Origin of the sequence: Streptomyces sulfonofaciens (assembly GCF_014656295.1) — a bacterium.
Classification (GTDB): domain Bacteria; phylum Actinomycetota; class Actinomycetes; order Streptomycetales; family Streptomycetaceae; genus Streptomyces; species Streptomyces sulfonofaciens.
Genome location: NZ_BNCD01000035.1, coordinates 17,695 through 41,071, shown reverse-complemented (window position 1 = coordinate 41,071; position 23,377 = coordinate 17,695). Strand labels below are relative to the sequence as shown.

Annotated in this window: 16 protein-coding genes; 10 read left to right on the top strand and 6 right to left on the bottom strand. The window is 72.3% G+C overall.

What is annotated here, in order from left to right; translation table 11 throughout:
- Positions 1-9 precede the first annotated feature (9 nt).
- Both IE313_RS32975 and IE313_RS32970 read left to right on the top strand, forming a co-directional pair.
- Complete coding sequence (locus IE313_RS32975; protein ID WP_189938783.1) at positions 10-996, top strand: zinc-dependent alcohol dehydrogenase family protein; 987 nt, start codon at positions 10-12, stop codon at positions 994-996.
- A 115-nt stretch (positions 997-1,111) separates the two neighbouring features.
- Complete coding sequence (locus tag IE313_RS32970; RefSeq protein WP_189938781.1) at positions 1,112-1,957, top strand: oxidoreductase; 846 nt, start codon at positions 1,112-1,114, stop codon at positions 1,955-1,957.
- 174 nt (positions 1,958-2,131) lie between these two features.
- Here the strand turns inward: IE313_RS32970 and IE313_RS32965 are convergent, their stop codons facing one another.
- A complete protein-coding gene (locus IE313_RS32965; protein WP_373317115.1) occupies positions 2,132-2,989 on the bottom strand; it encodes an aldo/keto reductase in 858 nt (285 codons plus the stop codon).
- Positions 2,990-3,454: 465 nt separating this feature from the next.
- Between IE313_RS32965 and IE313_RS32960 the strand changes: the two genes are divergently transcribed.
- Positions 3,455-4,084 (top strand): TetR/AcrR family transcriptional regulator, encoded by a 630-nt coding sequence (locus IE313_RS32960; RefSeq protein WP_229925153.1) that lies wholly within the window; start codon positions 3,455-3,457, stop codon positions 4,082-4,084.
- A gap of 186 nt (positions 4,085-4,270) precedes the next feature.
- On the top strand, positions 4,271-4,840 hold the full coding sequence (locus IE313_RS32955; RefSeq protein WP_189938774.1) for a DUF421 domain-containing protein: 570 nt from the start codon (positions 4,271-4,273) through the stop codon (positions 4,838-4,840).
- Between the two features lie 34 nt (positions 4,841-4,874).
- Here the strand turns inward: IE313_RS32955 and IE313_RS32950 are convergent, their stop codons facing one another.
- Positions 4,875-5,963 (bottom strand): L-dopachrome tautomerase-related protein, encoded by a 1,089-nt coding sequence (locus IE313_RS32950; protein ID WP_189938772.1) that lies wholly within the window; start codon positions 5,961-5,963, stop codon positions 4,875-4,877.
- A gap of 425 nt (positions 5,964-6,388) precedes the next feature.
- On the opposite strand from IE313_RS32950, the gene IE313_RS32945 reads away from it, so the two are divergent.
- The 4 genes from IE313_RS32945 to IE313_RS32930 all read left to right on the top strand — a co-directional run bounded on the left by IE313_RS32945 (position 6,389) and on the right by IE313_RS32930 (position 14,901).
- Positions 6,389-7,321 carry an NADP-dependent oxidoreductase gene (locus IE313_RS32945; RefSeq protein WP_189938801.1) on the top strand — a complete coding sequence of 311 codons (933 nt, stop codon included), beginning with the start codon at positions 6,389-6,391 and terminating at the stop codon, positions 7,319-7,321.
- Positions 7,322-7,523: 202 nt separating this feature from the next.
- The gene (locus IE313_RS32940; RefSeq protein ID WP_229925152.1) at positions 7,524-8,537 is read left to right on the top strand and encodes a zinc-binding alcohol dehydrogenase family protein; all 1,014 of its coding nucleotides are present in this window, start codon (positions 7,524-7,526) and stop codon (positions 8,535-8,537) included.
- A 376-nt stretch (positions 8,538-8,913) separates the two neighbouring features.
- Positions 8,914-11,664 carry a helix-turn-helix transcriptional regulator gene (locus tag IE313_RS36265; protein WP_189938770.1) on the top strand — a complete coding sequence of 917 codons (2,751 nt, stop codon included), beginning with the start codon at positions 8,914-8,916 and terminating at the stop codon, positions 11,662-11,664.
- 489 nt (positions 11,665-12,153) lie between these two features.
- Positions 12,154-14,901: a helix-turn-helix transcriptional regulator gene (locus IE313_RS32930; protein ID WP_189938768.1), complete on the top strand. Its 2,748-nt coding sequence runs from the start codon at positions 12,154-12,156 to the stop codon at positions 14,899-14,901.
- 101 nt (positions 14,902-15,002) lie between these two features.
- Here the strand turns inward: IE313_RS32930 and IE313_RS32925 are convergent, their stop codons facing one another.
- Positions 15,003-16,193: an L-dopachrome tautomerase-related protein gene (locus tag IE313_RS32925; RefSeq protein ID WP_229925151.1), complete on the bottom strand. Its 1,191-nt coding sequence runs from the start codon at positions 16,191-16,193 to the stop codon at positions 15,003-15,005.
- Positions 16,194-16,544: 351 nt separating this feature from the next.
- Here IE313_RS32925 and IE313_RS35785 point away from each other — a divergent pair, with 351 nt between their 5' ends.
- Positions 16,545-17,087: a choice-of-anchor C family protein gene (locus IE313_RS35785; protein ID WP_229925155.1), complete on the top strand. Its 543-nt coding sequence runs from the start codon at positions 16,545-16,547 to the stop codon at positions 17,085-17,087.
- A gap of 372 nt (positions 17,088-17,459) precedes the next feature.
- On the opposite strand, the gene IE313_RS32915 is transcribed toward IE313_RS35785, so the two are convergent.
- Both IE313_RS32915 and rph read right to left on the bottom strand, forming a co-directional pair.
- Positions 17,460-18,083, bottom strand: a complete 624-nt coding sequence (locus IE313_RS32915; RefSeq protein ID WP_189938764.1) for a hypothetical protein — start codon at positions 18,081-18,083, stop codon at positions 17,460-17,462.
- Between the two features lie 458 nt (positions 18,084-18,541).
- Positions 18,542-21,154 carry a rifamycin-inactivating phosphotransferase gene (gene rph / locus IE313_RS32910; protein ID WP_189938762.1) on the bottom strand — a complete coding sequence of 871 codons (2,613 nt, stop codon included), beginning with the start codon at positions 21,152-21,154 and terminating at the stop codon, positions 18,542-18,544.
- A 964-nt stretch (positions 21,155-22,118) separates the two neighbouring features.
- Between rph and IE313_RS32905 the strand changes: the two genes are divergently transcribed.
- The gene (locus IE313_RS32905; protein WP_189938760.1) at positions 22,119-22,373 is read left to right on the top strand and encodes a hypothetical protein; all 255 of its coding nucleotides are present in this window, start codon (positions 22,119-22,121) and stop codon (positions 22,371-22,373) included.
- A 395-nt stretch (positions 22,374-22,768) separates the two neighbouring features.
- Here the strand turns inward: IE313_RS32905 and IE313_RS32900 are convergent, their stop codons facing one another.
- The gene (locus IE313_RS32900; protein WP_189938758.1) at positions 22,769-23,353 is read right to left on the bottom strand and encodes a helix-turn-helix domain-containing protein; all 585 of its coding nucleotides are present in this window, start codon (positions 23,351-23,353) and stop codon (positions 22,769-22,771) included.
- Between the last annotated feature and the right edge of the window lie 24 nt (positions 23,354-23,377).

The following is a 23,377-nucleotide window of genomic DNA, read 5'->3' as shown; positions in this document are numbered from 1 at the left end:
GGTGCTGTGATGCGTGCGATGGTGCTGGAGCAGTTCGGCGGGCAGGTGGAGCTGCGGGAGATTGCGAGGCCCGTGCCCGGACCGGGTCAGGTCCTGGTGCGGATCCATGCCAGCGGGGTCAATCCGCTGGACACGAAGATCCGGGCGGGTCAGGCCGCGCACGCGCAAACCCGGCTGCCCGCCGTGCTCGGCATGGACCTGGCCGGTGAGGTGGTGGAGACCGGGGCGGGCGTGGACGGGTTCCGTGCCGGTGACGAGGTCTACGGGCTGACCGGCGGGGTGGGGGATCTGCAGGGCTCGCTGGCCGAGTTCGCGGCGGTCGATGCGCGCCTGCTCTCACCCAAGCCCGCCGCGCTGACGATGCGTGAGGCCGCGGCCCTTCCGCTGGCCGTGATCACGGCGTGGGAGGGGCTGGTGGACCGCGCCGGTGTGCATGGCGGGCAGCGGGTGCTGGTGCACGGAGGGGCCGGCGGGGTGGGCAGCGTCGCCGTCCAGATCGCCCGGGCCCGCGGGGGCGAGGTGTACGCGACCGAGTCGGCGGCGAAGGTTCCCGTCGTGCGCGACCTGGGGGCGGTCCCGATCGACCGCACCGCGATGTCCGTGGCCGAGTACGTGGCCGAGTTCACGGACGGAGAGGGGTTCGACGTGGTGTACGACACCGTGGGGGGCCCGGTTCTGGGCGTCTCCTTCGAGGCGGTGCGCACCTATACGGGGCACGTGGTCAGTTCGCTGGGCTGGGGCACCCACGCGCTGGCGCCCCTGTCGTTCCGCGGTGCCACCTACTCCGGTGTGTTCACCCTGCTGCCGATGCTGACGGGGCGGGGCCGTGAGCACCACGGCCAGATCCTGCGCGAGGCGGCGGTGCTCGCCGACAGCGGCAGGCTGCGGCCGCTGCTCGATCCGACGCACTACGACCTGGCGGAGGCCGGCGAGGCGCACCGGGCGATCGAGGACCGCACCGCGTCCGGGAAGGTCGTCGTCGACATCGTGCCCTGACGGGAGCCCGAGCCCACGGGCCGGGAGAGGGGGCCGGGGGCGCCGGGGTCCCGGGAGCGGCAATGAAGTAAACTGATCGTACAGTTCAGTTCTGGCCCCAGTCAGGGAGGACGCCATGGGTGTCTGGTTCATCACCGGTGCATCGCGGGGCTTCGGCCTCGAACTCGTCCGTGCGGCGTTGGCCAGGGGGCATCGGGTCGTCGCCACGGCCCGCAGCTCCGCGCCCCTCGGGGAGCTCCTGCCCGGCGCGGGAGGGGACCTGCTGGCTCTCGATCTCGACGTGACCGACCAGGAGCAGGTCAGGAGCGCGGTCGCCGCCGCCGTCGACACCTTCGGCCGGCTCGACGTCGTCGTGAACAACGCGGGCCGCGGACTGCTGTCCGCCGTCGAGGAGGCGAGCGACGAGGCGGTGCGCGCCGTGTACGAGGTCAATGTGTTCGGCACGCTGCACGTCCAGCGTGCCGTACTTCCCATCCTGCGGGCCCAGCGCGCGGGCCACGTCATCAACATCTCCTCCGTCGGCGGTCTCGTCGGATCAGCCGGGTGGGGCATCTACGCCTCGACGAAGTTCGCCGTGGAGGGCTTCAGCGAGGCCCTCAGCCACGAAGTGGGTCCGCTGGGCGTGCACGTGACCATCGTCGAGCCCGGGTATTTCCGCACGGACTTCCTGGACGGATCCAGTCTGCACACCGGGGCGACCGTGATGGAGGACTACGACGACACCGCCGGAGCCATGCGTCGCCGGGCGAGGGCGGTCAACCACGCACAGCCGGGCGACCCCGTCAAGGCCGCCGCGGCGATCGTGGGCATGACCGAGGCCGAGCAGCCGCCGCTGCGCCTGCTGCTGGGCAAGGACTCCGTTCGCGCCGTGGAGGCCAAGCTCGCGCGGTTGCACGCCGACATCGACGCATGGCGCGAGGTGTCGGCCGCCACCGACCACGACGAGGCCGGGGCGGCCTGACGGCCTGAGCCACCTGGCCGTCTGCCACCTGGCCGTCTGCCGGCGCGTCGCCCGAGGTGTGGGGCGAGCACCGGCCGTGTGCGCCGCGGGACGCACCCGAAGCGGGGTGCGTCCCCGCCCGGCCGGATCCGCCTGCGCGCCCCCGGCCCGCGCACCCCCCGGCTGCGGCCCCGCTCAGACGGCTGCCGCGAGGGTGTCGAACGCGTTGTCGTCCAGCTTGATCAGGGCGGCGCCCACGTTGTCCTCCAGATGCGCGACGCTCGACGTCCCGGGAATCGGCAGCATGACCGGGGACCGCTTGAGCAGCCATGCGAGCGCCAACTGCGAGGGAGTGGCGTCGTACTGCTCGGCCAGGGCCGTCAGCGGGCCGTTCGGAGCGGCGAGAGAGCCGGTCGCCAGGGGGAACCACGGGATGAACCCGATGCCGTGGGCGGTCGCATGGTCCAGCAGTTCCTCGGCCGACCGGTCGGCGATGTTGTACATGTTCTGCACCGTCGCGATGTCCGCGATCTGCGCCGCCGCCCGCACCTGCGCCACGGTGACCTCGCTGAGGCCGATGTGGCGGATCTTGCCCTCGTCCTGGAGCTTCCTCAGTTCGCCGACCTGGTCCTCCAGCGGTACCGCCGGGTCGACACGGTGCAACTGGAACAGGTCGATGCGGTCCACACCGAGGTGCCGCAGACTGAGTTCGGCCTGCTGTCGCAGGTATTCCGGCCTCCCGATTGGCGTCCACACGCCCGGCCCCTGCCTGCTGAGGCCGGCCTTGGTGGCGATGACGACGTCGTCGGCGTACGGATGCAGCGCCTTCCTGATGAGGAGTTCTGCGGTGAAGGGGCCGTAGGAGTCGGCGGTGTCGATGAAGTTCACACCGAGTTCGACGGCGCGGCGCAGCACCCGCACGGCCTCGTCGGGATCTTTCGGGTCGCCCCAGACCCCGGGGCCGGTGAGCTGCATCGAGCCGAACCCGAGCCGCGTCACCTCCAGGCCGTCGTGGCTGAAGGTGCCGCTGGGAGTGGCAGACATATCGGACATCATTACTCCTGCAATCTTTTGAACTGTATGTACAGTTTGGAGATGTGGGCCGGACTGTGCAAGGAACGTCCCATTGTGCTCCCGTGTCACGCATGAGTGTCGTCCGCTCCCGTACTGCCCGTGCTCGTGGGGCTCGGTCGCGGCCGACGCCCCGTACCTCGACGGCGAAGACGGGCGTGCCGATCCGACCGGGGTGAAGGGACTCGGCGAAGTCGCCATCGTCGGGGTGGCACCGGCCATCGCCAACGCCGTTCAGCACGCCGCCGGCCGCCGGCCGCCGAGTCCGCGATCTGCCGATCACCGTGGAGCCCTTGATCCGAACCCTCCTGACCTGGTCCGACGCATCTCTTTCCGCTCTGGGCGGCCGGTTCGTGGAGTAGGCTGTGGGTTCGTCCGGTCGTCGAGAGGCACGGCTGACCCACCGTGGCGCACGCCATGACACACCGCTGGGAAGGTAAGACGAGAGTGTCGTCGCGCAAAGCCGAGCCCCCTACGGGAGCGGGGCCGGGGATCATCGCCCACCCCACAGGTCCACGCAGTGACCGCATCCACCAGGCCGTCCTGGACGCAACGCGTGAGCTGCTGGCGGAAGGGGGCCTGCCGGCCGCCGGCATCGACGCGATCGCAGCCCGCTCGGGCGTCAGCAAGGTCACCGTCTACAAGCACTGGCCCTCACGCATCGCGGTCGCGGCTGAGGCGTTCGGCCGCATGATGGCAGGAGCCCTCCCGCTGCCCGACACCGGAAGCGCCGTCGCAGACCTCACCGAACAGGTGGTGCGCGTCAGCGCCTTCTACGCCAGCGACCACGGAAGGATCTTCGCCCAACTCCTCGCCGCCTGCGTCGAGGACACGGCCGGCGCCGCCTACTTCCGCGAGTACTTCCTCGCCGACCGGCGCGCGGCCATCACCACGCTGTGGCAGCGGGCCGTGGACCGGGACGAGGTGCGTCGGGCGATCGCCGTGGACGATGTCATCGACATCCTGTTCGGCCCCTTGATCTTCCGGCGCCTCACCGGCCACTACGACCTCACCGAGGCACACGCACGAGCCCTGGCCGCCACCGCGCTGAAGGGCCTGCTCGCCCGCTGCGAGTGACTTTGCCGGCCGGATGGCCGAAGCCACCGGGCGCCCTCCCGGTGCCGCTGGGACCCGGAGCACCCGGGCGAGACCGGTGCCGGTGCCGGGACTGCCCGCCGCATCTCGACTAGTTTGAGTCGCGCGGGGACCCGGCGTCGTCACCCTGCACGCCCGGAGGGCGACCGCGGAACGGGAGAGGCAGCCGTGTGGCACGACTTGTCGGACAGTGGGATCACGTACGCCGAGAAGACACTGCGCACGGTCGCGGTGTACGTCCTCATCCTGGTGCTGCTCCGCCTGGCGGGCAAGCGTGAACTCGCCCAGGTGAACAGTTTCGACCTCGTGGTGATGCTGCTGCTGTCCAATGTGGTCCAGAACGCGATCATCGGCCCTGACAACTCGTTCACGGGGGCGGCGTACGGCGCCGCCGTCCTGGTCGCCACGAACGCGGTGTTCGTCCGGCTGGCCGCGCGCTACGACCGCCTCGGCCGCCTCTTCGAGGGCAGGCCCACGACGCTGGCCCGCGACGGGCGATGGCTCCCGGCGGCCACCGGATGGCGCGGGATGCGCCGGGAGGACCTGGAAGTGGCCATCCGGCGGCAGGGCGGCGACGGCGTCGGGGACACCGCTCAGGTGACCCTCGAACCAGGGGGGACCTTGGTCGTCTCCCTCAACGAGGAGGACCAGTCGGCCGACAAGGCAGACGTGGCGGCGTTGCAGGCCGCCATCGGGGATCTGCGCCGGGAGATCGACGGCCTCCGGCACGGACGATGACCCCGCCCCGGGCGGAGCCGGTCCCTCTCGCCCCTCAGGCGCGGGACAGGCGTACCGGGCGCCCGCTCACCGGGACGCGGATGATCCGGTACGGAGGCACTCGGGTGTCCACACCGTCGTTGAAGAGGGGCGTCCGCGGAAGCTGGTTCACGCTGAGGTACAGATGGCCGTTGTCCGCCAGGGCGAGGGTGTCGGGCCACAGCAGTTCCGGCGCGTGCAGAACGGTGGAGAAGGTGCCGTCCGGATCCCGTTTGACGACCGCACTGTGCTCATAGGCCGTGGCGTACACGCTCCCTTCGGCGTCGGTCTCCAGCCCGTCCGAGGCGGCCTTGTCCCCGAGGTCCACGACCAGGGCGCCGACCTCCTCCTCCGACACCGACCGATCGAGAAGGGCGGCGGTCCCCACGCGGTACAGGCGTCTGCTCGACAGCGGGCAGTAGAACAGGTCGCTGCCGTCCGCGCTGATCGCGATGCCGTCGGCGCCCACCTGGTAGTTCTCGCGGACGATGCCCTGGACGATCGCCCGGAAGCCGTCCACCGCGCGCGTGGAGGCGTGTCCGCGCAGCCGGCTCCAGCTCTCCCCCGAAGCGAGGTCGATCACGATCAGCGCGCCTTCCGGCTGCGAATCCGTGACGTACGCGTACCCGCCGGCACCGCGGGACAGGTCGAAACGCACGTCGTTCAGATAGGTCGTGGGGGTCACGGCCGCGCCTTCCAGGCGCACGACGCGAACGACCTCGTCCGTGGCCGGATCGACCTCCACGAGCTTGGGTCCGCCCGCCTGCCACGGGGCGAAGGCCAGGCTGCCCGTGTCGAGAAGCCAGACGTGCCCCGCCGGGTCCGTGATCACGCTCTGCACCGAGAGCAGCCTTTCCCCTCCCGCTTCCGGACGCCATTCGTTCATCCCGGAGCTGGGATAGGGCACCGCCCTGCCGTCCACTACTTCGGCGACGGTGCAGGGAACCTCGTCCCCCCACCGCGGGAACGAGACGAATATCCGCTCCTCGCTCGTGACCGTCACGCCGGTGGGCATGAGGTCGTCGAACTCGGCGACCACTTCGTACTCGGGTGCCACCCAGCTCCCCAGCGGGGAGGCGGCGGAGGAAGCCGTCCTGTTCTGCATACCACCGTCCCTTTCACGGGCAAGGGTGTCTCGCGGCGTACAGGAAACCTTCGCATATCGAAATGAAGCGGGCCTTTCATTGGCTACCCGCGCGGAACAAGGAAAATCCCCATAGGGGTGACAGGAATAATTCCAGATATAGCATCCACCGCCAGACCCGGCCATTCGACAGGTTCCGGAGGGCTCCGAAGAGCACCGGGCCTAGTCGACGGGCGCAGGCCGGTGCCGCCGCGGCGGGCGCGACCCGCGGTGCCTCACCCGTCGGCCCCGGTCCGGGCGCGACCCGTGCACGGCGGGTCGGCAACGCGCGCGGGCAGGGCGAGCGGGCACGGCGAGATGCAGACGAGTGGCTGATGGCGGGCGCGCCCGCGCGCTGCGAGGCTGGAACCGAGCGTCCGACGGGGAAGGTCTTCATGCCGCAGATGATGCAAGCGATGCGCCAGGAGCGCCTCGGTGGTCCCGAGGTGCTGCGACCGGTGACCGTGCCCCGGCCGGAGCCCCGGGCGACCGAGGTGCTCGTACGGGTGCGGGCCGCAGGGGTCAATCCGGTGGACTGGAAGACCAGGTCGACGGGCGGGCAGCTCGGCCGGCCGCCGTTCGTCCTCGGCTGGGACGTCGCGGGCACGGTGGAGGCGCTGGGGCCCGGAGTGACACGGTTCGCCGTGGGCGACCGGGTCTTCGGAATGCCCGCGTTCCCCTTCGAGGCCGGTTGCTACGCCGAGTACGTGACCGCGCGCTCCCGCGAACTCGCCGCCGTCCCCGAGGGACTCGGCGACATCGAGGCCGCGGCGCTCCCGCTCAGCTCGCTCATCGCCTGGCAGAGCCTGATCGACACCGCGGCCGTCGCCGAGGGGCAGCGCGTGCTGATCCACGCGGCCGCGGGCGGTGTGGGCCACCTCGCGGTGCAGATCGCCAGGAGTCGCGGTGCGTACGTCATCGGGACGGACGGCCCGCAGCACCAGGAGTACCTGTCCTCCATCGGGGTGGACGAGCCCGTGGACTACACCCGTCAGGACGTCGCGGAGACGGTCCGGGACGTCGACGTGGTGCTCGACCTCGTAGGAGGACGGACGGGCCTCGCCTCGCTCCCCGTTCTGCGCGACGGCGGGATCCTGATCTCCGTACCGTCCGCCACCGACATCACACCCGCCCGCGAGGCCGCCGGCGGGCGGGTGCGGGTGACCGGCATCTTCGTCGAGCCCGATCGCCTGGCCCTGGAGGACATCGCGGGGATGGCGGCACGGAGACTGCTCACCCCCCGGGTGGCGAGGACGTTCTCCCTGCACGAGGTGGCACGTGCCCACGAACTCGGCGAAAGTGGGAAGGCCGGCGGGAAGATGGTGCTCGTCGTCGGGTGACCCCGCACATGGCGCATGCCGCTGCACCTCGCCGCACCGCCCCCTTTCTCGGCCGCCGGGCACGCCCGCACCGGCCCGCGCCCGAGCGCGCCTGCGTGCACGGGCACGCACCCCGTTCCCGAAGACACCTCGTAGTGCCGTTTGCCACTCGACCTGCGAGTACGCCGTTCACAGATCAGCGCGTCGTGCGAAGGAGTACCTCATGACCACCGCCACCATGCGAGCCATCGCCTCCTATCGAGGGCTGCCCGTCGACGACCCCGAATGCCTCCAGGACGTCGAGGTGCCGGTTCCCGAGCTGCGCCCCCGGGACGTCCTGGTACGGGTGCACGCGGTGTCGGTCAACCCCGCGGACGTCAAGTCCCGCGCCGGCCTGGCCCCCTCCTCCGCACCGCGGATCCTCGGTTTCGACGCCGCAGGCGTGGTCGAGGCGGTGGGTCCCGCGGTCACCACCCTGTCCGTGGGCCAGGAGGTCTGGTACGCCGGTGACATCACCCGCCCCGGCAGCAACGCCGAACTCCAGGCGGTGGACGAGCGGATCGTGGGCCGCAAGCCCTCCTCGCTCGGGTTCGCCGAGGCCGCCGCGCTGCCGTTGACCACGATCACCGCGTGGGAGACGCTGTTCGAACGGTTCGGGCTGACCTCGGGGCACACCGGCACCCTGCTCGCACTCGGCGCGGCCGGCGGCGTCGGGTCGATACTGGTCCAGTTGGCCAAGGAACTCACCGGAGTGCGTGTCCTGGCATCCGCCAGCCGCCCGGAGTCACGCGACTGGGCACGGGCGATGGGCGCGGACGACGTCGTCGACCACCACGACCTGGTCGCCACCACGACCGCGGCGGCGCCGGACGGCGTCGACTACCTCTTCAGCCCGCATTCGGGCGGCCAGATCGAGTCGTTCGCGAGGATCATGCGGCCGTTCGGCCAGATCGTGGCCATCGACGAGCCCGAGAACATGGATCTGCTGCCGCTGAAGTCGAAGAGCATCGCATGGCACTGGGAGCTGATGTTCACCCGCTCCCTCTTCGAGACACCCGACATGATCGAGCAGAAGAACCTTCTGGAATCCGTCGCCGACCTGGTCGACGGGAAGCGGATCCGTACGACCCTCACCACGACGATCGACGACTTCTCCGCCGACGGCATGCGCGAGGCGCACCGCGTCGTCGAGTCCGGCCGTACGACAGGCAAGGTCGTCGTCAGCCGCCGGTCCTGACGGACGGCCCGGCACGCGGGGAACGCGAAGGCACCCTCGAAGGCCGCGAGCGGCCGGCGGCGCCTGACGGCGCGCCGGCCCCGCACCGAGGGCGGCCCTCGGCAGGAGGTTGGGGCCGGGTCAGCACAGGGCCGTTGTTTGTCCGGCGGCGTTCCACCGCCCCGCCGCAGTGCCGCGGCCCCCAGGCATGCCTGGTACCCCCGCCCCCCGGGCCTCCGTCCCGGCCGCCGGTTACCGTCTCCGGCAGGCCACGGGTCACGGGCCACAGGGCCAGGGGCGGCGGAGGGGTGCCCGCGGAGGGTACCACCGTCGGCCTTGGACTCCTCTACCGGGGCACCAGCGGCCGCACACCGCGCCGGAAGGAAGGGAACGGACCGTGACGACCACCGCGCCCGAGGGCCCGGAGTTCTTCGGCAGGACGACGGAAGTCGAGTTCCTGCTGGAGGAGGCCGGCCACGCGGACGGCACACCGCACACCTTCGTCGTGGGTCCCGCGGGTGTCGGCAGGACGGACCTGCTGTCGGCCGCCGCGCGGACTGCCGCGTCCCGTGCGCACGTCGTGCTGCGGGCCGGCGGGGCGGCCGCGGAGAGGGACCGGCAGTACGCGCTCGTACACCGGTTGGTGGCACCGTTGCTGGCGTCGGCGCGGCTGCGGGACCAGGCTGTCGCCCACCGGGTGGGCGAGGCGTTCGCAGCCGGTCCGGGAGCGCACGCAGCCGTGGCCGAGGCGGTCCCGCATCTGCTGCGCCTCGCCGCCGAGTCGGCTCCTGTGCTCGCTGTCGTGGACGACGCCCACCTGGCGGACCCCGCCTCCCAGGTCCTCCTGGCGGACCTCGCACGGGAAGGTGCGGGGACGGCCCGCCTGCTGCTGTCGGCGCCCGGGACCAGGATCCCCCCTGCGTACGGCGAGCACTGGCGCTCCCTGTGCCTTGGCCCCCTTCAGCCCTGGGAGGCGGCCCGCCTGCTGGATGCACTGCCGGGCGCCCCCCAGGGACGCGAGCGGGCCGAGATCCTGTTGGCCGCGGCGGGCAATCCGCTGGCCGTCACCGAACTCGTCCGCTCGGCGGCCCGTCGGCGCCCTGCCGCCCTCCACCCCCGGCCGTCGACGTCCGCCCTGATGGAGGACCTCCTCGCGACGGTGGAGGCACTGTCGCCGCGGACCCGGAGCCTGCTGCTGCACGCCGCGCTCGCCGCCGCCGGCACCCCGCGGTCGCGGATCGACGCGGCCGCCGGCACCGTCGAGACCTCGTGGGCTCCCGCCCGTGAGGCGGGGCTGGTGGAACCGCACGGCGACGGCTACGACTTCACGCACCCTCTGGCCCGGGCCGTCGCCGCAACCGCCCCCCTCGCGCAGCGGCAGGCCGCGCACGCAAGGCTGGCCGCCGCAGTACCGGCGGGCGACCCGCAGCGGCCGCGCCACCTGGCACGCGCGTCGTTCGGCCCCGACGAGGCGTTGGCGGCCCGGCTGGAGGCCCAGGCCGAGCGGGAGCGCGCACACGGTGCGTTCCTCGACGCCGCCCGTGACTTCGCAACCGCGGCGGAGCGCAGCGCCGTTGCGGGAAGGCGGGTGCGCCGGTACGCGATGGCGACGTTCTGCGCCGACCGCTTCGGGGATCCGGGCTGGGCGCGGCAGTTGCAGGACCGCGCCCTGCGGGAGGGCGCACCGGGCGCGTACGACGTGTGCGCTTCCCTGGCGCTGGCCGACCGACAGAGCAGCAAGGGGCACCAGCGGCAGGCCATGAACACCGTCGCCGCCGCACTGGAGACCGTCCGGCCGGGCAGCTCGCCGCACGCCCTGCTGACCGCCCGGGCAGCACGTGTCGCCGACGAGTCCGGGTGGGACGCGCACCGGGCAGTGGTCCGCACCGCGGTCCTAAAGGCGTCCCGGACCGCCTCGCCCGGCGCAGGACCGGGGCTGCGGACAGACGGCCCCACCCCGCTCACCTGGGAAGGGCACACACTGCCGTACGGCCTGGCCGCCCTCGTGTCGGGATCGCGCGGGCCGGCGGACACGCCCCTTGACGCCCTCCCCGCGGCGGACGGGGAGATGCCGGCGGAGCGGCTCGCCGCGGAGGCGGTGCTCGCCTGCCACCTGGACCGGCAGGACCTCGCGGTGGAGCGCTTCGAGCTGGTGCTGCGCGGGACCGACCCGTTCCAGGCGGGCGGCCTCCTCCGGGAGGTCTGCCTCCCGTACGCCGCGGCGCTCGTCGACACCGGACGCCTTCGCCCCGCGGCGCACCTCGCGCGCCGCGGGCACGAGCTGGCCCTCGTGCACGGCAGCGCACTGGACAGGGTCAGGACCGCAGCGCTGTACGCCAGAGTGCTGATCCAGACGCGGCGCGGCACCGAGGCGAAGGCACTGCTGGAGCAACTGCCCGACCTGGACTTCACGGAGAACCGCGCGGCCCAGTGCCTGGTGGGCCGGGCCCGGGCCATGCTGAGCTGCTCGCTGGGGGACTTCGAGGACGCCTACCACCACTTGCGGGGACTCTTCGGCCCTGACGGCGAACCCCTCCATCCGGTGCAGGGCCTCTACTGCGCCGTTCCCCTGGCCCTCTGCGCGCAGCGCGCGGGCCGCGGCGAGGAGGCCGCGGTGTGCGTCAAAACCCTGCCGGCCGTGTCCGGTCCGGTCCCCACCCCCAGGCAGGCGGCTCTCCTCGACCACGCCGAGGCCCTGACCCGCGACCCCGGCGGTGCGGAGGAGCGCTTCCTGCGGGCGCTGAAGGTCCAGGAGGACGGACTGTGGCCCTACGACCTCGGCCTGGTCCGCTACAGCTACGGTGCCTGGCTGCGCCGCAGGCGCCGCAGCCGGGAGGCGCGGGAGGTGCTGCTGGCCGCGCGGCGGACGTTCGCACGACTCGGCCCCTCGGCCGTCGACGCGCTCGTGCTCGGCGAACTGCGCGCCGCGGGCGGCGGTCGGGCCGAGGGACCCCAGCGCCTGACGCCGCAGCAACGCCAGGTCGCCGAACTGGCGGCCGACGGGCTGCGGAACCCGGAGATAGCGCGGCGGTTGATGATCTCCCCGCACACGGTGCGCTGCCACCTCTACCGGGCCTTCCACAAGCTCGGCATCAACGACCGGCGGCACCTGCCCGGCGTCCTGCCCCCGCAGGACCCCACTCCCTGACGCCCCCCGGTCGGCGCCTTGGGCGGCAGACCGGGCGGGCCGGCCGTCCGATCGGCGCCGCGGTCCGCTGAGCGCCGCACCCCGCTCAGCAGCGCGTCGGGCGGGGCGGCCGTGCGGGCACGGCGGCACGCCGCCGTGCCGATCAGGACACGCCGCGGTGCCGACCAGGAGCACGGCGGGACGAACCGCCCATCCAGTGGCACATGGCGGGGAGACCCGATGGGCACATGACGGGAAGGCTCGACGGGCACACGACGGGAACGCTCGGCGGCGAGGCGCGCGCGGGTGTGCGACGGCGCGGAGCGCGCGGTGCGACACCGTGCTGCGCAGGTAAGCTGCACTGTGCACGGAACCGTCCGCCCCGCGTACCCGCGCCCTCGGCCCGGGGGAGACCGCGCGGACGCGGCCACCCGTGCCGACCGGAGACCGGACGCCGGCCACCTCCCGGCCCCCGCCACCACGCCGACGGCGACCACCCAGGAGGTGCACATGAGCAGGTGCCGTCCGGCACCCGTGCCCCTGGTGGGACGAGAGCGCGAACTGGCCCTGCTCACCGGCCCGGCCGACGGGGCGCGCGCCCGCGTCGTGCTCGGTCCGCGGGGCGTGGGCAAGACGGCCCTGCTCGACGCGGCCGTCGACCGCCTCCGCGAGTCGGCTCGCGACACCCTCCTGCTGCACGCCGGTGCGGCCGACCCCCGCAGCTCGAAGCCGTACGCCCTGCTCCGGGGGCTCCTCGCCCCCCTCGGGCCGCCGGCACACTCGCTCCCGCGCGCCGAGGCCCGGCCGATCGAGGACATGCTGGACGGAGCATCACCCGATGCGCGGGAGTCGGGCCCCGCCCTCCACGCGCTCCTCCTCGCCGCGGCTGCCCGCCGCCCCCTGACGGTCGTGGTGGACGACGCCCACCGTGCCGACGAGGCGTCGCTCCTGCTGCTGGCCTTCGTGGCACGGCGGTCCGGCGATGCCCCGCTGCGCTTCCTGGTCGCCGGGCGCGGTGAGACGGCACCGCCTGCGCTGCGCGACGCTTGCGAGGCCGTCCGCCTCGGCCCGCTCCGACCGGCGGACGCCGCACGCCTGGTGGACGCGTTCCCCGGTGCGCCGCGGGGCGGGGAACGGCTGGAGATCCTCCAGGAGGCGGGCGGCCATCCCGGCGCGTTGCTCGCGCTCACCGCATGCGCCAGGGCCGCCGCTCCCGGTGAACGGGGCATGCTCCTGTCCCGTCTCGCGGGGGCGGGGCACGCCGACGACGCCCCGCGCGGCCTGCCTCGGGCCACGCGCACGCTGGTGCTGTACGCGGCGGTGGCGGGCGGCGGGGTACCCGTCGAGTTGGTCATGCGGGCCGTCGGCCCCCCGGCGTGCGTCGGTGACTGGACGCCTGCCGAGCAGACGGGCGCGGTGCTCGTCGCCGACGACCGCGTGTACTTCCCCGACCCGACGGCGCACTGGGACGTGCTGGCCGCCGAGGACCCCGTACTGGTGAGCACGGCGAGCCGTCGTCTGGTCGCCGAGTTCGCGGCCCGTGGCCACACGGCGGGCGCCGCCCGGCTCGCACGGGACGCCGAGGGGCCCGACGACGCCCTGGCCGCCAGGCTCGACGAACTCGCCCGCGCCGCCGGCCCCGGGCGTGCGGCACTGGCCACCGCCCGCGCCTTCGAGGCCGCCGCCCGGCTGAGCTCCTCCTCGTCCGAGCGGCGGCGGCGTCACGTGCTGGCCATGCTCGCCGCCCGCGACCACGGCGACCAGGACTGGGCGATGCACCTCGGATCGCAGGCCCTGCGCGGCGGGCAGGAAGGACCCGGGCCCGCGGCCGTCACGGCCGTCACGGCCTGGGGGCTGTCCGGGGCCGGCCGGCAGCGTGACGCCCTGGCGGTCCTGCGGTCGGCCCTGCACGGGAACGCACTGACGGCCGACGAGCGGACCGCGCTGCTGCGGGTGCTGCCCGGTATCATCGGCGACACGTGCCCCGATGCCGCCGGGGCGGCTGGCCTCCTCGGCGAGGCGCCGGCCCCCGCCTCGCCGGCCCCCGCGGACACGGGACACCCGGGCGCCGCCCCCGCCGACAGCCACGCCCCGGTGCGCGCCGCGGCCCGCCGCTGCGTCGGCCTGACGGTCGAGCCGACACCGGACGTGGCACCGCACGGAGCCTCCGCGGAGCGACTCGTCGCGGAGGGCACCCTCGCCTTCATGAACGACCAGCAGTGGCGCGCCGTCGAGCGGTTCGAGCGCGCACTCTCCCTGATCGACGCGGACACCGCGGCCGGACTGTTCCGGGACGCGGTCGTCCCCTACGCCGTGGCACTGATGGACGTCGGCCGGTGGGACGACGCCGAACGCGTCGCGAGGACCGCGCAGGAGCGCGCCGTAGTCCACCGGGGCTGGCGCATCGTCGTACAGGCCGCCGCGGTACGGGCCCGCATCCTGGCCCTGAGGGGTGACGCGGTGCGGGCGCGCGCGGTGCTGGACGAGGCGGCCGACCTGATCGATCTGTCCCAGAACCGCGCGGCACACGCGCTCGTGCTGCGGGCCGAGTCGTCCATCGCCTGGGCCGCGGGCGACCTGGAGGCGCGCCGACGCAGCCTGCGTGCCCTGTTCGGCCGGGACGGCGAACCGCTGCACCCAGTGCTGGCACCGCCCGCGATAGCCGAACTGACCTGCGCCGACGCCCCTCTGGGAGGCTCCGCCGACACCGCGCGGGTGGTCGAGGGCGTCGGCCGCGCCGAGCGGCTGCACGCCGCAAGGGTCACACTGCGGACGCGCTTCGCGCAGGCACTGTTGACGGGGCGCTCCGCCGAGGCCGACGACCTGTACCGCATGGTCACCCGGCATCCCGACGCCGAGCAGTGGCCCTACGAGCACGCCACGACCCGCCTGTACTACGCCGGCTGGCTGCGCAGGTCCCACCTCCAGGCGCAGTCGCGGCCGCTGCTGCACACCGCCGCCTCCACCTTCGAACGCCTGGGCGCCCACCGTCTCAGCACCCAGGCCGCCGCCGAACTGCGGGCCAGCGGTGTGAGCACGGCACCGCCCTCCCACCAGGCGTTCACCGGGCTGACGGCCCAGCAGCAGAACATCGTCCGCCTCGCGGCGTCCGGACTGACCAACTCGCAGATCGCGGCACACCTGCATCTGTCACCGCACACCGTCCGTTCGCATCTGTACCGGACCTTTCCGCAACTGGGCGTCACGCACCGCGACCAACTGCGCCGCGTGCTGCCCCTGGACACCCCGGCCGTCTGACGCGGCGAGCGTCCTGCTGCCCCACCGGGCTGCGGCCCCGTGGAGCCCGCGACGTCGGCAGACGGGCATCGCGGGCTCCACGTCTCATGACCGTGCCGGTGTCAGCGCCGGGCCGGCCCGCTCGCGATGGGCAGGCGGTACAGCGCATAGGGCCTGTCGCGGAGGTCGGTGCCTCCGGTGTAGGCGGCCTGCCGGTTGAGCTGGTTGGCGATCACATAGAGATTGCGGTCGTAGCCGACGCAGAGGGTGTCCGGCCACACCAACCGGTCGTCCTGTACGACCGTCCGGTACACCCCGTCGTGGTCGCGGCGGACGATGGCGTTGCGTTCGATGTCGCCGCCGTACACACGGCCCGCCTCGTCCGTCTCCAGACCGTCGGACATGCCCTTCGCACCCAGGTCGTGCACACGCGGCTGATCCGATGCCCGCCGCCGTACGGTGAGGTCCTCGGTCGCGACGGCATAGAGCCTCCGGCTGGACAGGGGGCAGTAGTACAGCCAGGCGCCGTCAGGGCTGAGCGCGACGCCGTCCGCGCCGATCCCGACGGGAGTGCCGGGCTCCGCACCGGGCTTGTCCAAAAACGGTCTGCCGTCGACGACGGGCACGAAACCCGGCTCGGGGAGGGTGGAGGGCGCGTTGTCCAGACACCGCCACGCGGCTCCGTCGGCCAGGTCGACGATGATCAGACCGGTGGGGCCGTCGGGCGTGGCGTCGGTCAGGTAGGCGTAGCCGCGGGTGAGGTCGAAGCGCACGTCGTTGACGAAACTGCGCGCCCCGGCCACCTGCGCGGGCAGGATGATGGTGCGCACGACACGGTCGGTGGCGAGGTCCACGGCCACGAGCTTCGGCCCGCCGTAAGGCGCGTCGGCCCACTCGACACGGCCGGTGTCGACGACCCACAGGCGCTCGGCGGCGTCGACGACGACGCTCTGCACACCGAGGAAGTGGTGTTCGGGGTCGGTGGCGTCCGGCGCGTTGATCGCCTGGTCGGGATAGGCCACGGCCACGCCGTCACGGATCTCGGCGACGGAGAAGGGCACGTCGTCGCCCCAGCGGGGAAAGTTGACGAAGATCCGACCGCTGCGGGAGACGGTGACGCCGGTGGGCATGGCCCCGTCGAAGGCGGCCACCGCCTCGAGGGAGGCGCCGCGGCTGCCGTGACTGCGGACCGGGGCCGCAGAGGCCCGCGACGAGCCGAGCACCGCTGAGGCGCCGAACGCCAGGGACGTGGTCATGACCACGCGTCGGCTCGGTCCGACCGGACCACCGGGCTGCGCATCGGGCACGTGCATGGTGTCAGGGTCCCTTCAGGGATCAGAGAAATGGGTACGACGGACTACGGGACGGCGGTCCGCCACCGTGCCGGGCTCGCCGCACAGGCGGCGTGCACCCCCTCAGCCTCCACCGGGAGGCAGCGGGAGGCATCAGCCACGTGTCCGCACCGCGCACCACGAATCGCGGGTCCACCCGCCCTGGGACGGCCGACGGGCCGACAGGTACCCCGCACTGGCAACGCATCGAGACTCCCCACGGGCAGAAGCCCGCCCGCCGCACCCGGCCCCGCACACCCGCGACACGCGCGTGACGCCGCCAGAAGGGGGCCTCGGCGGGCGCGGCGCCGCGCCACCGGCGCCGGTACAGCACTGGCCGCCCCGGCCCAGCACTCCGGATCGTCCCACCCCACTGTCCTCGTCAGCCGGTTCGACAACGGCAGCTTCGAGTACCCGATCGCCCGGGCGAACTCGTTCACGACGTACCCGGCGGGGCAGTACATCGGGCCGTGGGCGGTGACCAGCGGGGCCGTGGACCTCGTCGATGACGGACTCCGGCAGGCAGCCGAGGGCGACCAGTCACTCGACCTCCACGCCACCGGCGCCGGAGCGGTGGCACAGACCTTCACCACGGTCCCGGGGCAGACCTACACCGTCACCTACGCGCCGGCCGGGAACCCGGCGGGCGGCCCGGTCGTGAAGACCGGCCGGGTCCTCGTCGACGGCCAGAACGTCCAGGACTTCTCCTTCGACGTCACCGGCAAGACGTTCACCAGCATGGGGTACATCAGGCGTCAGGTGACCTTCGTGGCCACCGCCACGACCACGACGCTGGCGTTCGCCAGCACCACCCCCAACGCCTACGGCCCGGTGGTCGACGACGTGCAGGTCACCTCCTGCCACTGCCCCTGCTGACCCGGCAACACCCCGGCGTCCTCTGCGCCCGCATGCCGCGGACGACCCCCTGGCCCACCGCCGTGTGAGGCCCCGGCACGCCGGGCTCGTCGCCCGGCTCGCGTGCCGGGGTGCGGGGATGAGAGCCCACCGGGCCCGGCCGTCCGCCGTTCGCCCGCCTCCGGCGGCACCCACGACGCATACGCAGGGCCCCTGTTCCGAAGCCCGGCTCCCGGAAGCCCGGCCGCCGGAAGCCCGGTTCCGCCGGAGACGGGAGTGCGACCCGGCGGCCTGCCCGTCCACTCGACGGTGCAGGCCGCCGGACCCTCGATCCAACAACCAGCCGGGGCACGGAGCGTTCCGCCGGCGCCTGGTGGGCGGCCGCGCGCGGGGTCAGGAGAGCTTGTCGACCGCTGTCCTCGTGGTCGTCTTAAACGCCTTGACCGGTGCGTCGCCGAACGTGCCCATCTGGGACCACTTCACGACCGTCACGGTCGTGCCGTCGCGGCCGACCGAGAACAGGGCGATATCGGAGGCACCCCAGGAAGTGGTGGTGTGGACGCCGTAGACGTGCGCGCCCTCCTCGACGTCGACCTTGCCGTAGTCCTTCCCGACCGCTGTGATGTCGGGGTCCTGCTCGAGGTTCGTCGCACAGTCCGCGAGGTCGCTGCGCAGCAGGGCCGCGAAGTCGGCCGCCCGCTGTTGGTCGCGCTCGACGACTGTCACCTGCAGTGCGCTGGTGTCGAGGTCCGTCCAGTAGGCGCGGTGCACGGATGTCGACGGCAGGGCATCGCCGACGCACGCAGGCAGCGGGTCCGGCTGGCCGGCGGTCACAGGGCCGCCGTACCAGGGCGACGACGGGTGGGGCGGCAGCTCGGCAGGGTCGAGGAAGCCGGGCCCGTCCGCGGCGGTGGCGGCTGTCGCAGAGGGTGCGGCCAAGGCAAGAACGGCACCGGTGGCCAAAGCGGTCAGGGCGGTGCGGGCGCGGGTGCGGGCGTGGCGCCTGCGGATCGTCATATGTCCCCCTGTGCGGTGTACTGCCCGTGCCGGCGAACGGGTCGTCCCCGGCGGTTACGTCCAGTACGACTCGCCCGTCGCCGGTTGGTTGTGCGCCGCGCCTGGCGCAGAACGATCACGAATGTCACCGGTCTGCAACAGCACCCGTCGACGGGTACCGGAAAGTGCGGGGAGCCGGTCGACCGCAATGGGCTCGCATGCGGGACAGTGTCCGGCACGAGCCCGAGGGGGAGGTTGATGCGACGGTTCCGGACCACCGGCCGCACACCGCCTCGGAAAGGCAACCCATTCACTCGTTCCGCCGCCTGCGGACCCCTTGGGAGATCCGCAGGCGGCGGCCACGAAACCTTTGGGCGACTGATCTCTTGGCACGCCCGAAGTCATGTCGCGACGCTCGAAGCCATTCCGACAGCAGCACCCGGTCCGAGGTGGCGCAGCGGTCTTCCCGGTACGGTCGGTCAAGGCAGGATCTCGACGTACCCGTCGGTACCGTGCACGCGGATCCGCTGCCCGTCCCGGATCAGCCGGGTGGCCTGCTCCACGCCCACCACGGCGGGCAGGCCGTACTCCCGGGCGATCACCGCGCCGTGGGTCATCAGGCTGCCCACCTCCGTCACCAGGCCGGTGATGCCCACGAACAGGGGCGACCAGCCGGGGTCCGTGAAGGTCGTGACCAGGATGTCGCCCGGTTCGAGATCGGCCTTCGCCATGTCAAGGATGACACGGGCCCTCCCCTCGACGGTTCCCGCGGAAACCGGCAGGCCGACCAGGGCACCCGCCGGCACGTCGTCGCGCCGGTGCGCCCCGGTGACGGCCTCGCCATCCGATGTGAGTACCCGGGGCGGTGTGAGCGCCTGGTACGAGCGGAACGCCTCCTTGCGCCGACGGATGAGCCCGCCGTCCACCTGCTTCGAGCGCACGGCGTCGTGGAACTCCTGGAACGTGAGGTAGAAGACGTCCTCCTTCTCAGGGAGCACGTTGGTCTGCACGAGGCGCTCGGCCTCCTCCATCAGGGCCTGCTTGTAGACGAAGTAGCGGCTGATGATGCCGTACTTCGGGTACTCCCGGTAGCCGACGAAGGTCCGGACCCGGTCGATCATCCGCTTGGCCTCATCGGCCTTGCGCTCCCCGTCCGGCAGGGCCCGCAGGCGTGACAGCACCTCATGCTCCTTCTTCTCCGCCTCCTGCCGCCCCTGCTCGAACCGCCGCCGGGCGGCACCCGGCCCGAAGTTCCTGACGTTGTCGAGGATCAGGGGCACGAGCATGGTGGGGCGCTCGCGCCAGCGCGGCCTCGTGATGTCGATCTCGCCGGCGCACCGCATGCCGTACCGGTCGAGGTAGCCCTCGATGGCGTCGCGTGCCTCGGCCCCGCCCGCGAGCTTCGCCAGATCGTCCAGGAACCCCTCGTCCTCGACGCCCTGCAGGAACCGGACCACCTCCGGATGCGGGCGGATCACGTCCGCGACGTCGAGCAGCGCAAGCCCCATCTCCGACGTGACGTTGCCGGGGGCGGACAGGGTGAGCTTGTCAGCCGCGCTCTTCTCACCCAGCCACTCCCGCAGCTTGTCGTTGAGCCACCACGTGGCCTCCATCCCCGCCGTGATCGCCTGCATGCTCAGCGGATCACCGAGGACTCGCTTGTGCTCCTCGAAGGCCTCCAGCAGGAAGTCGAACAGCGCCGCTCCGGTCTTCGTCCGGATACCGCGGCTCAAGGTCGTGATGGACGCCTGGCTCCGCTCGATCAGCTCGGTGACGACAGCCGGATCGTTCTCGATCGGGGTGGACGCGATCGGGGCGGACGCGCCCCTGGCCGGGGGCCCGCCAGGGCCCGCGTCCGGGAGGGACGGGACGAAGTCGCCGCGGTCGACGACGGTTTCCAGCGCGTCCCTGATCGACGGATCGGATCTTCCGAGGACGTCCAGGAGACCGGCGCGGCTCGCGGGCGAGGCCAGCCGCCGGGTGACGTCGACGAACAGCCTCCCGCCGGCCTCGTGCATCGGCGCCATGGCCGTGAGCTGCCACATGGAGAGGCCCAGGGGCTTCATGGGGTCGGTCATCATCTGCTGATGGCCAACGGAGACGTAGACGTGATTCTCCTGGTCGTCGGCCTCCGGTACGGGGAACAGCGTCGTGATCGGCCGACTCTGGACGATGTGGAAGCCATCGTCGACGAGGCACCACTCGATGTCCTGCGGCCGGCCGAAGTGCGCCTCGATCCGCCGCCCGAGTTGAACGAGCCGCAGAACCTGCGCGTGCGTCAGCGACGGCTGCTCCTGCTGCTGCGGGTCGATCGCCACCTCCTGCGTGCCTCCGGCGGCCAGAGCGTGCACGGCATGCTCCTTGGCGGCGATCGCCTCGGCGACGACTTCGCCGTGCCGCACCGTGAAGACGTCCGGGTTCACCAGACCGGAGACCAGGGCCTCGCCGAGGCCGAAGCCGGCGTCCACGGTGGCGACCTTCCGGTTGCCCGTGACGGGGTCGGCCGTGAACATGACGCCGGCCGCACGCGGGAAGACCATCCGCTGCACGACCACGGCCATGTGGACCGCCCGGTGGTCGATGCCGTTCCTCCGGCGGTAGGCCACGGCCCGGTCGGTGAACAGCGAAGCCCAGCACCGACTGATGTGCCGGAGGACCGCCGCCGGCCCCACGACGTTCAGGTACGTGTCCTGCTGACCGGCGAACGAGGCCGTCGGCAGGTCCTCTGCCGTCGCACTGGATCGGACGGCGTAGGCGGCGTGCTCGCCGAGCTGGGCGAGTGCGCGGGTGACAGCCGCCGCGAGATCGCCCGGGACGGCGATCCCCTCGATGGTCCGGCGGATCTCCGCGCTGAGCGCGCGGACCGCCTCCCGGTCGTCCGGGTTCAGGCGCGAGAGCTGTTCGAGCCGATCATCGATCGACGGTGCTTCCGCCAGGACCCGCCGGAAGGCGTCCGTGGTCACGCAGAAGCCGGCCGGCACACGGATGCCTTCGATCCGCGACAGCGCGCCCAGGTGCGCGCCCTTGCCGCCGACGACCGCGACCTGACTCTCGTCGACCTTCTGAAGTTCCCACACGTACTGCTCGATCACCGCGACACCTCCGAGACAGCCGTGCTCCGCCGTACCGCACTGACCGATCGCATCCCCGGCACCTCCACTTCTGGTGCCCGCAACCGCGCTGCCAGCCCCACCGCCGGCCGGACGCCACCGCGTCCCCCGTACGCCGACAACAACACACGCACGTCGTGCCCCCCATTTCCGCAGCCTGTGGCCTCGGCCGACGATTCTGGGGTACCACGGGGGCCTTGCCGCAAGCCCCCCAGTGTGCTATATGTTGGGAGTGGCAAGGAGAGGTCTCCTTGCTTTTTCTTTTTTCCAGTTCGCCGTAGGCAAGGCTCGAACGCCGCCGAGCGGTCCGCGTCCCCCGGGCGCGGGATCCGCCACGCGAGCACTGGTATCGAATGACTGGTATCGAATGGAGACCGGACGCGAGCTTCGCCCGGTCGCCTGCTTCCGAAGCCGCCAAGCGCCGAGGCGGCAACGGCCGCCTGTACTCCGGTACATGCGTGGTCCGGGTTTCGGCCGCACCTCCCACCCATTCGGGTCTCGGCCGCACCTTTGGCCCCTTACGGCGCTTGCGCGCGCCGGGCCCGGACGTCGAGCCGACCTGCCGTCCGGACGGACGGCTGCACCGCCACGCGGCGGCCGTCCACTGAGCGTCAGCCGCAGCCGCAGCCGCAGCCGCAGCCGCAGCCGCAGCCGCAGTCGTAGCCGCAGTCGCGAGCCGGGTCGGATCCGTGGCCGCCGACCAGCCGCTTGCCGCTGAGGATGGTCCTTCTTCCCGGCGCATGCGCGGATCGTCAACAACCCGGCGTTGAACGACAAAGACAGGCGCAGTGGCCCACGGCATTCTCTTTTTCAAGGCCGAGTCGAGGGCAACCGGCCCGCAGTGCCCGGCCCGCGGCACAACATGTCGCAGCAGAAAGAGGCCGCGACTACTCAGAAACGCGGCGCCGAAAGGCGTGCACATCCATCAAGAAAAGGGAGAACACATATGCGTACACGAGTCTGGCTCACCGGCGTCGTGCTGGGAGCCGCACTGCTGACCGGTGGCACGGTCGCGACCGCCCAGGCCGCATCCGCGTCCTCCGACGCGAGCACGATCGCAGCCGGGTATACCGACATCGGTACCTTCCCTTCTCTTTCCGCGTGCCAGTCGTTCGGGGCGGCCGGCGTCTACTCCGACTGGTACTGCAAGAAGAGCACCACCACCAGCAACTACCACCTCTGGGTGAATCTGGATTCCTGAGGTCCACCGTCCAGGCGTCCGGACGAACCGGTGCACGAACGTCGGAACCTGCGTCCGATGCTCAGGCAGGGGTGACCTCGCCGCACGTCAACTGCGTTTCGGACGAGGGCGGGACCTGCTGGCCGGCCCAGGAGCAGCCGTGGCTGCAACGGACGACTTCGACCCCGAGAACACCAGTGACCAGACGATCACCGTGGTCCCCGCAGCAGATCCCGCTGCGGGGACCACGGGCGATCCGGAGCCACCCCGAAGTGCTCAGCCGCACTCCGAAGGCATGTCCTCGGTGAGGTTGCCCGCCGAGCACCTGCGCCGGTCCGTGGCCCTGATGGTCCTCGCGGCCCGCCTGCGGCCCGCCTGCTGCTGGGACGGTCTGGAGCGGTTGGGGGTTTTTCGGGTCAGCGGGAGCTGCTCCAGGGCGCCGGGACGAAGGTCCAGGTGGCTTCGGCGGGGCCGGGACCGGAGTTGAGCCATGTGTGCGGCTCCCGGCCCGGGAAGGTCAGGGTGTCGCCCGCGGTGAGTACTTCGGTGCGGTCGGTGAAGCGGATGGTGATCTCGCCGCTGAGTACGTGCAGTACCTCCACGTCGCAGTTGATCGTGTACAGGTCGTCGCCGCCGTGGGCATCCGGTTCGAGTCGCGATCGCAGGATCTGGATCTTCGATTGGGCACGGGGCGTGACCATCCGGTCTTCGACGGCGTGCCCGCCCATGTTGAGGCGAGGGGCCTCGTTCAATCGGATCACCTCGGCGTCGGCGCTCTCGAAGAGCGAACCGATCGGCAGGGACAGCACCTGGCAGAGGGTGACCAGGGAGGTGACGCTCGGCGAGGTCTCGTCACGCTCGACCCGGCTGAGAAACCCTCTGGTCAGGCCGGTGGCGGCGGCGACCTGTTCGATGGTGAGGCCCTGGGCCTGGCGGGAGGCTCGCAGACGCGCCCCGACACGGACCGGATCAGGTGATGGCGTCGGGTGCAGCGCTTTCATCGAATCCTCGCGTCATTCGTTTTG

What these genes read in the sequence shown, in the direction of transcription:
- IE313_RS32950 (WP_189938772.1), bottom strand. Translation starts at nt 5,963, where the DNA reads ATGCAGAACAGGACGGCTTCCTCCGCCGCCTCCCCGCTGGGGAGCTGG.
- IE313_RS32940 (WP_229925152.1), top strand. Translation starts at nt 7,524, where the DNA reads ATGACCACCGCCACCATGCGAGCCATCGCCTCCTATCGAGGGCTGCCC.
- IE313_RS32965 (WP_373317115.1), bottom strand. Translation starts at nt 2,989, where the DNA reads ATGTCCGATATGTCTGCCACTCCCAGCGGCACCTTCAGCCACGACGGC.
- IE313_RS32945 (WP_189938801.1), top strand. Translation starts at nt 6,389, where the DNA reads ATGCAAGCGATGCGCCAGGAGCGCCTCGGTGGTCCCGAGGTGCTGCGA.
- IE313_RS32905 (WP_189938760.1), top strand. Translation starts at nt 22,119, where the DNA reads ATGCGTACACGAGTCTGGCTCACCGGCGTCGTGCTGGGAGCCGCACTG.
- IE313_RS32900 (WP_189938758.1), bottom strand. Translation starts at nt 23,353, where the DNA reads ATGAAAGCGCTGCACCCGACGCCATCACCTGATCCGGTCCGTGTCGGG.
- IE313_RS32925 (WP_229925151.1), bottom strand. Translation starts at nt 16,193, where the DNA reads ATGCACGTGCCCGATGCGCAGCCCGGTGGTCCGGTCGGACCGAGCCGA.
- IE313_RS32970 (WP_189938781.1), top strand. Translation starts at nt 1,112, where the DNA reads ATGGGTGTCTGGTTCATCACCGGTGCATCGCGGGGCTTCGGCCTCGAA.
- IE313_RS32975 (WP_189938783.1), top strand. Translation starts at nt 10, where the DNA reads ATGCGTGCGATGGTGCTGGAGCAGTTCGGCGGGCAGGTGGAGCTGCGG.
- IE313_RS32915 (WP_189938764.1), bottom strand. Translation starts at nt 18,083, where the DNA reads ATGACGATCCGCAGGCGCCACGCCCGCACCCGCGCCCGCACCGCCCTG.
- IE313_RS32930 (WP_189938768.1), top strand. Translation starts at nt 12,154, where the DNA reads ATGAGCAGGTGCCGTCCGGCACCCGTGCCCCTGGTGGGACGAGAGCGC.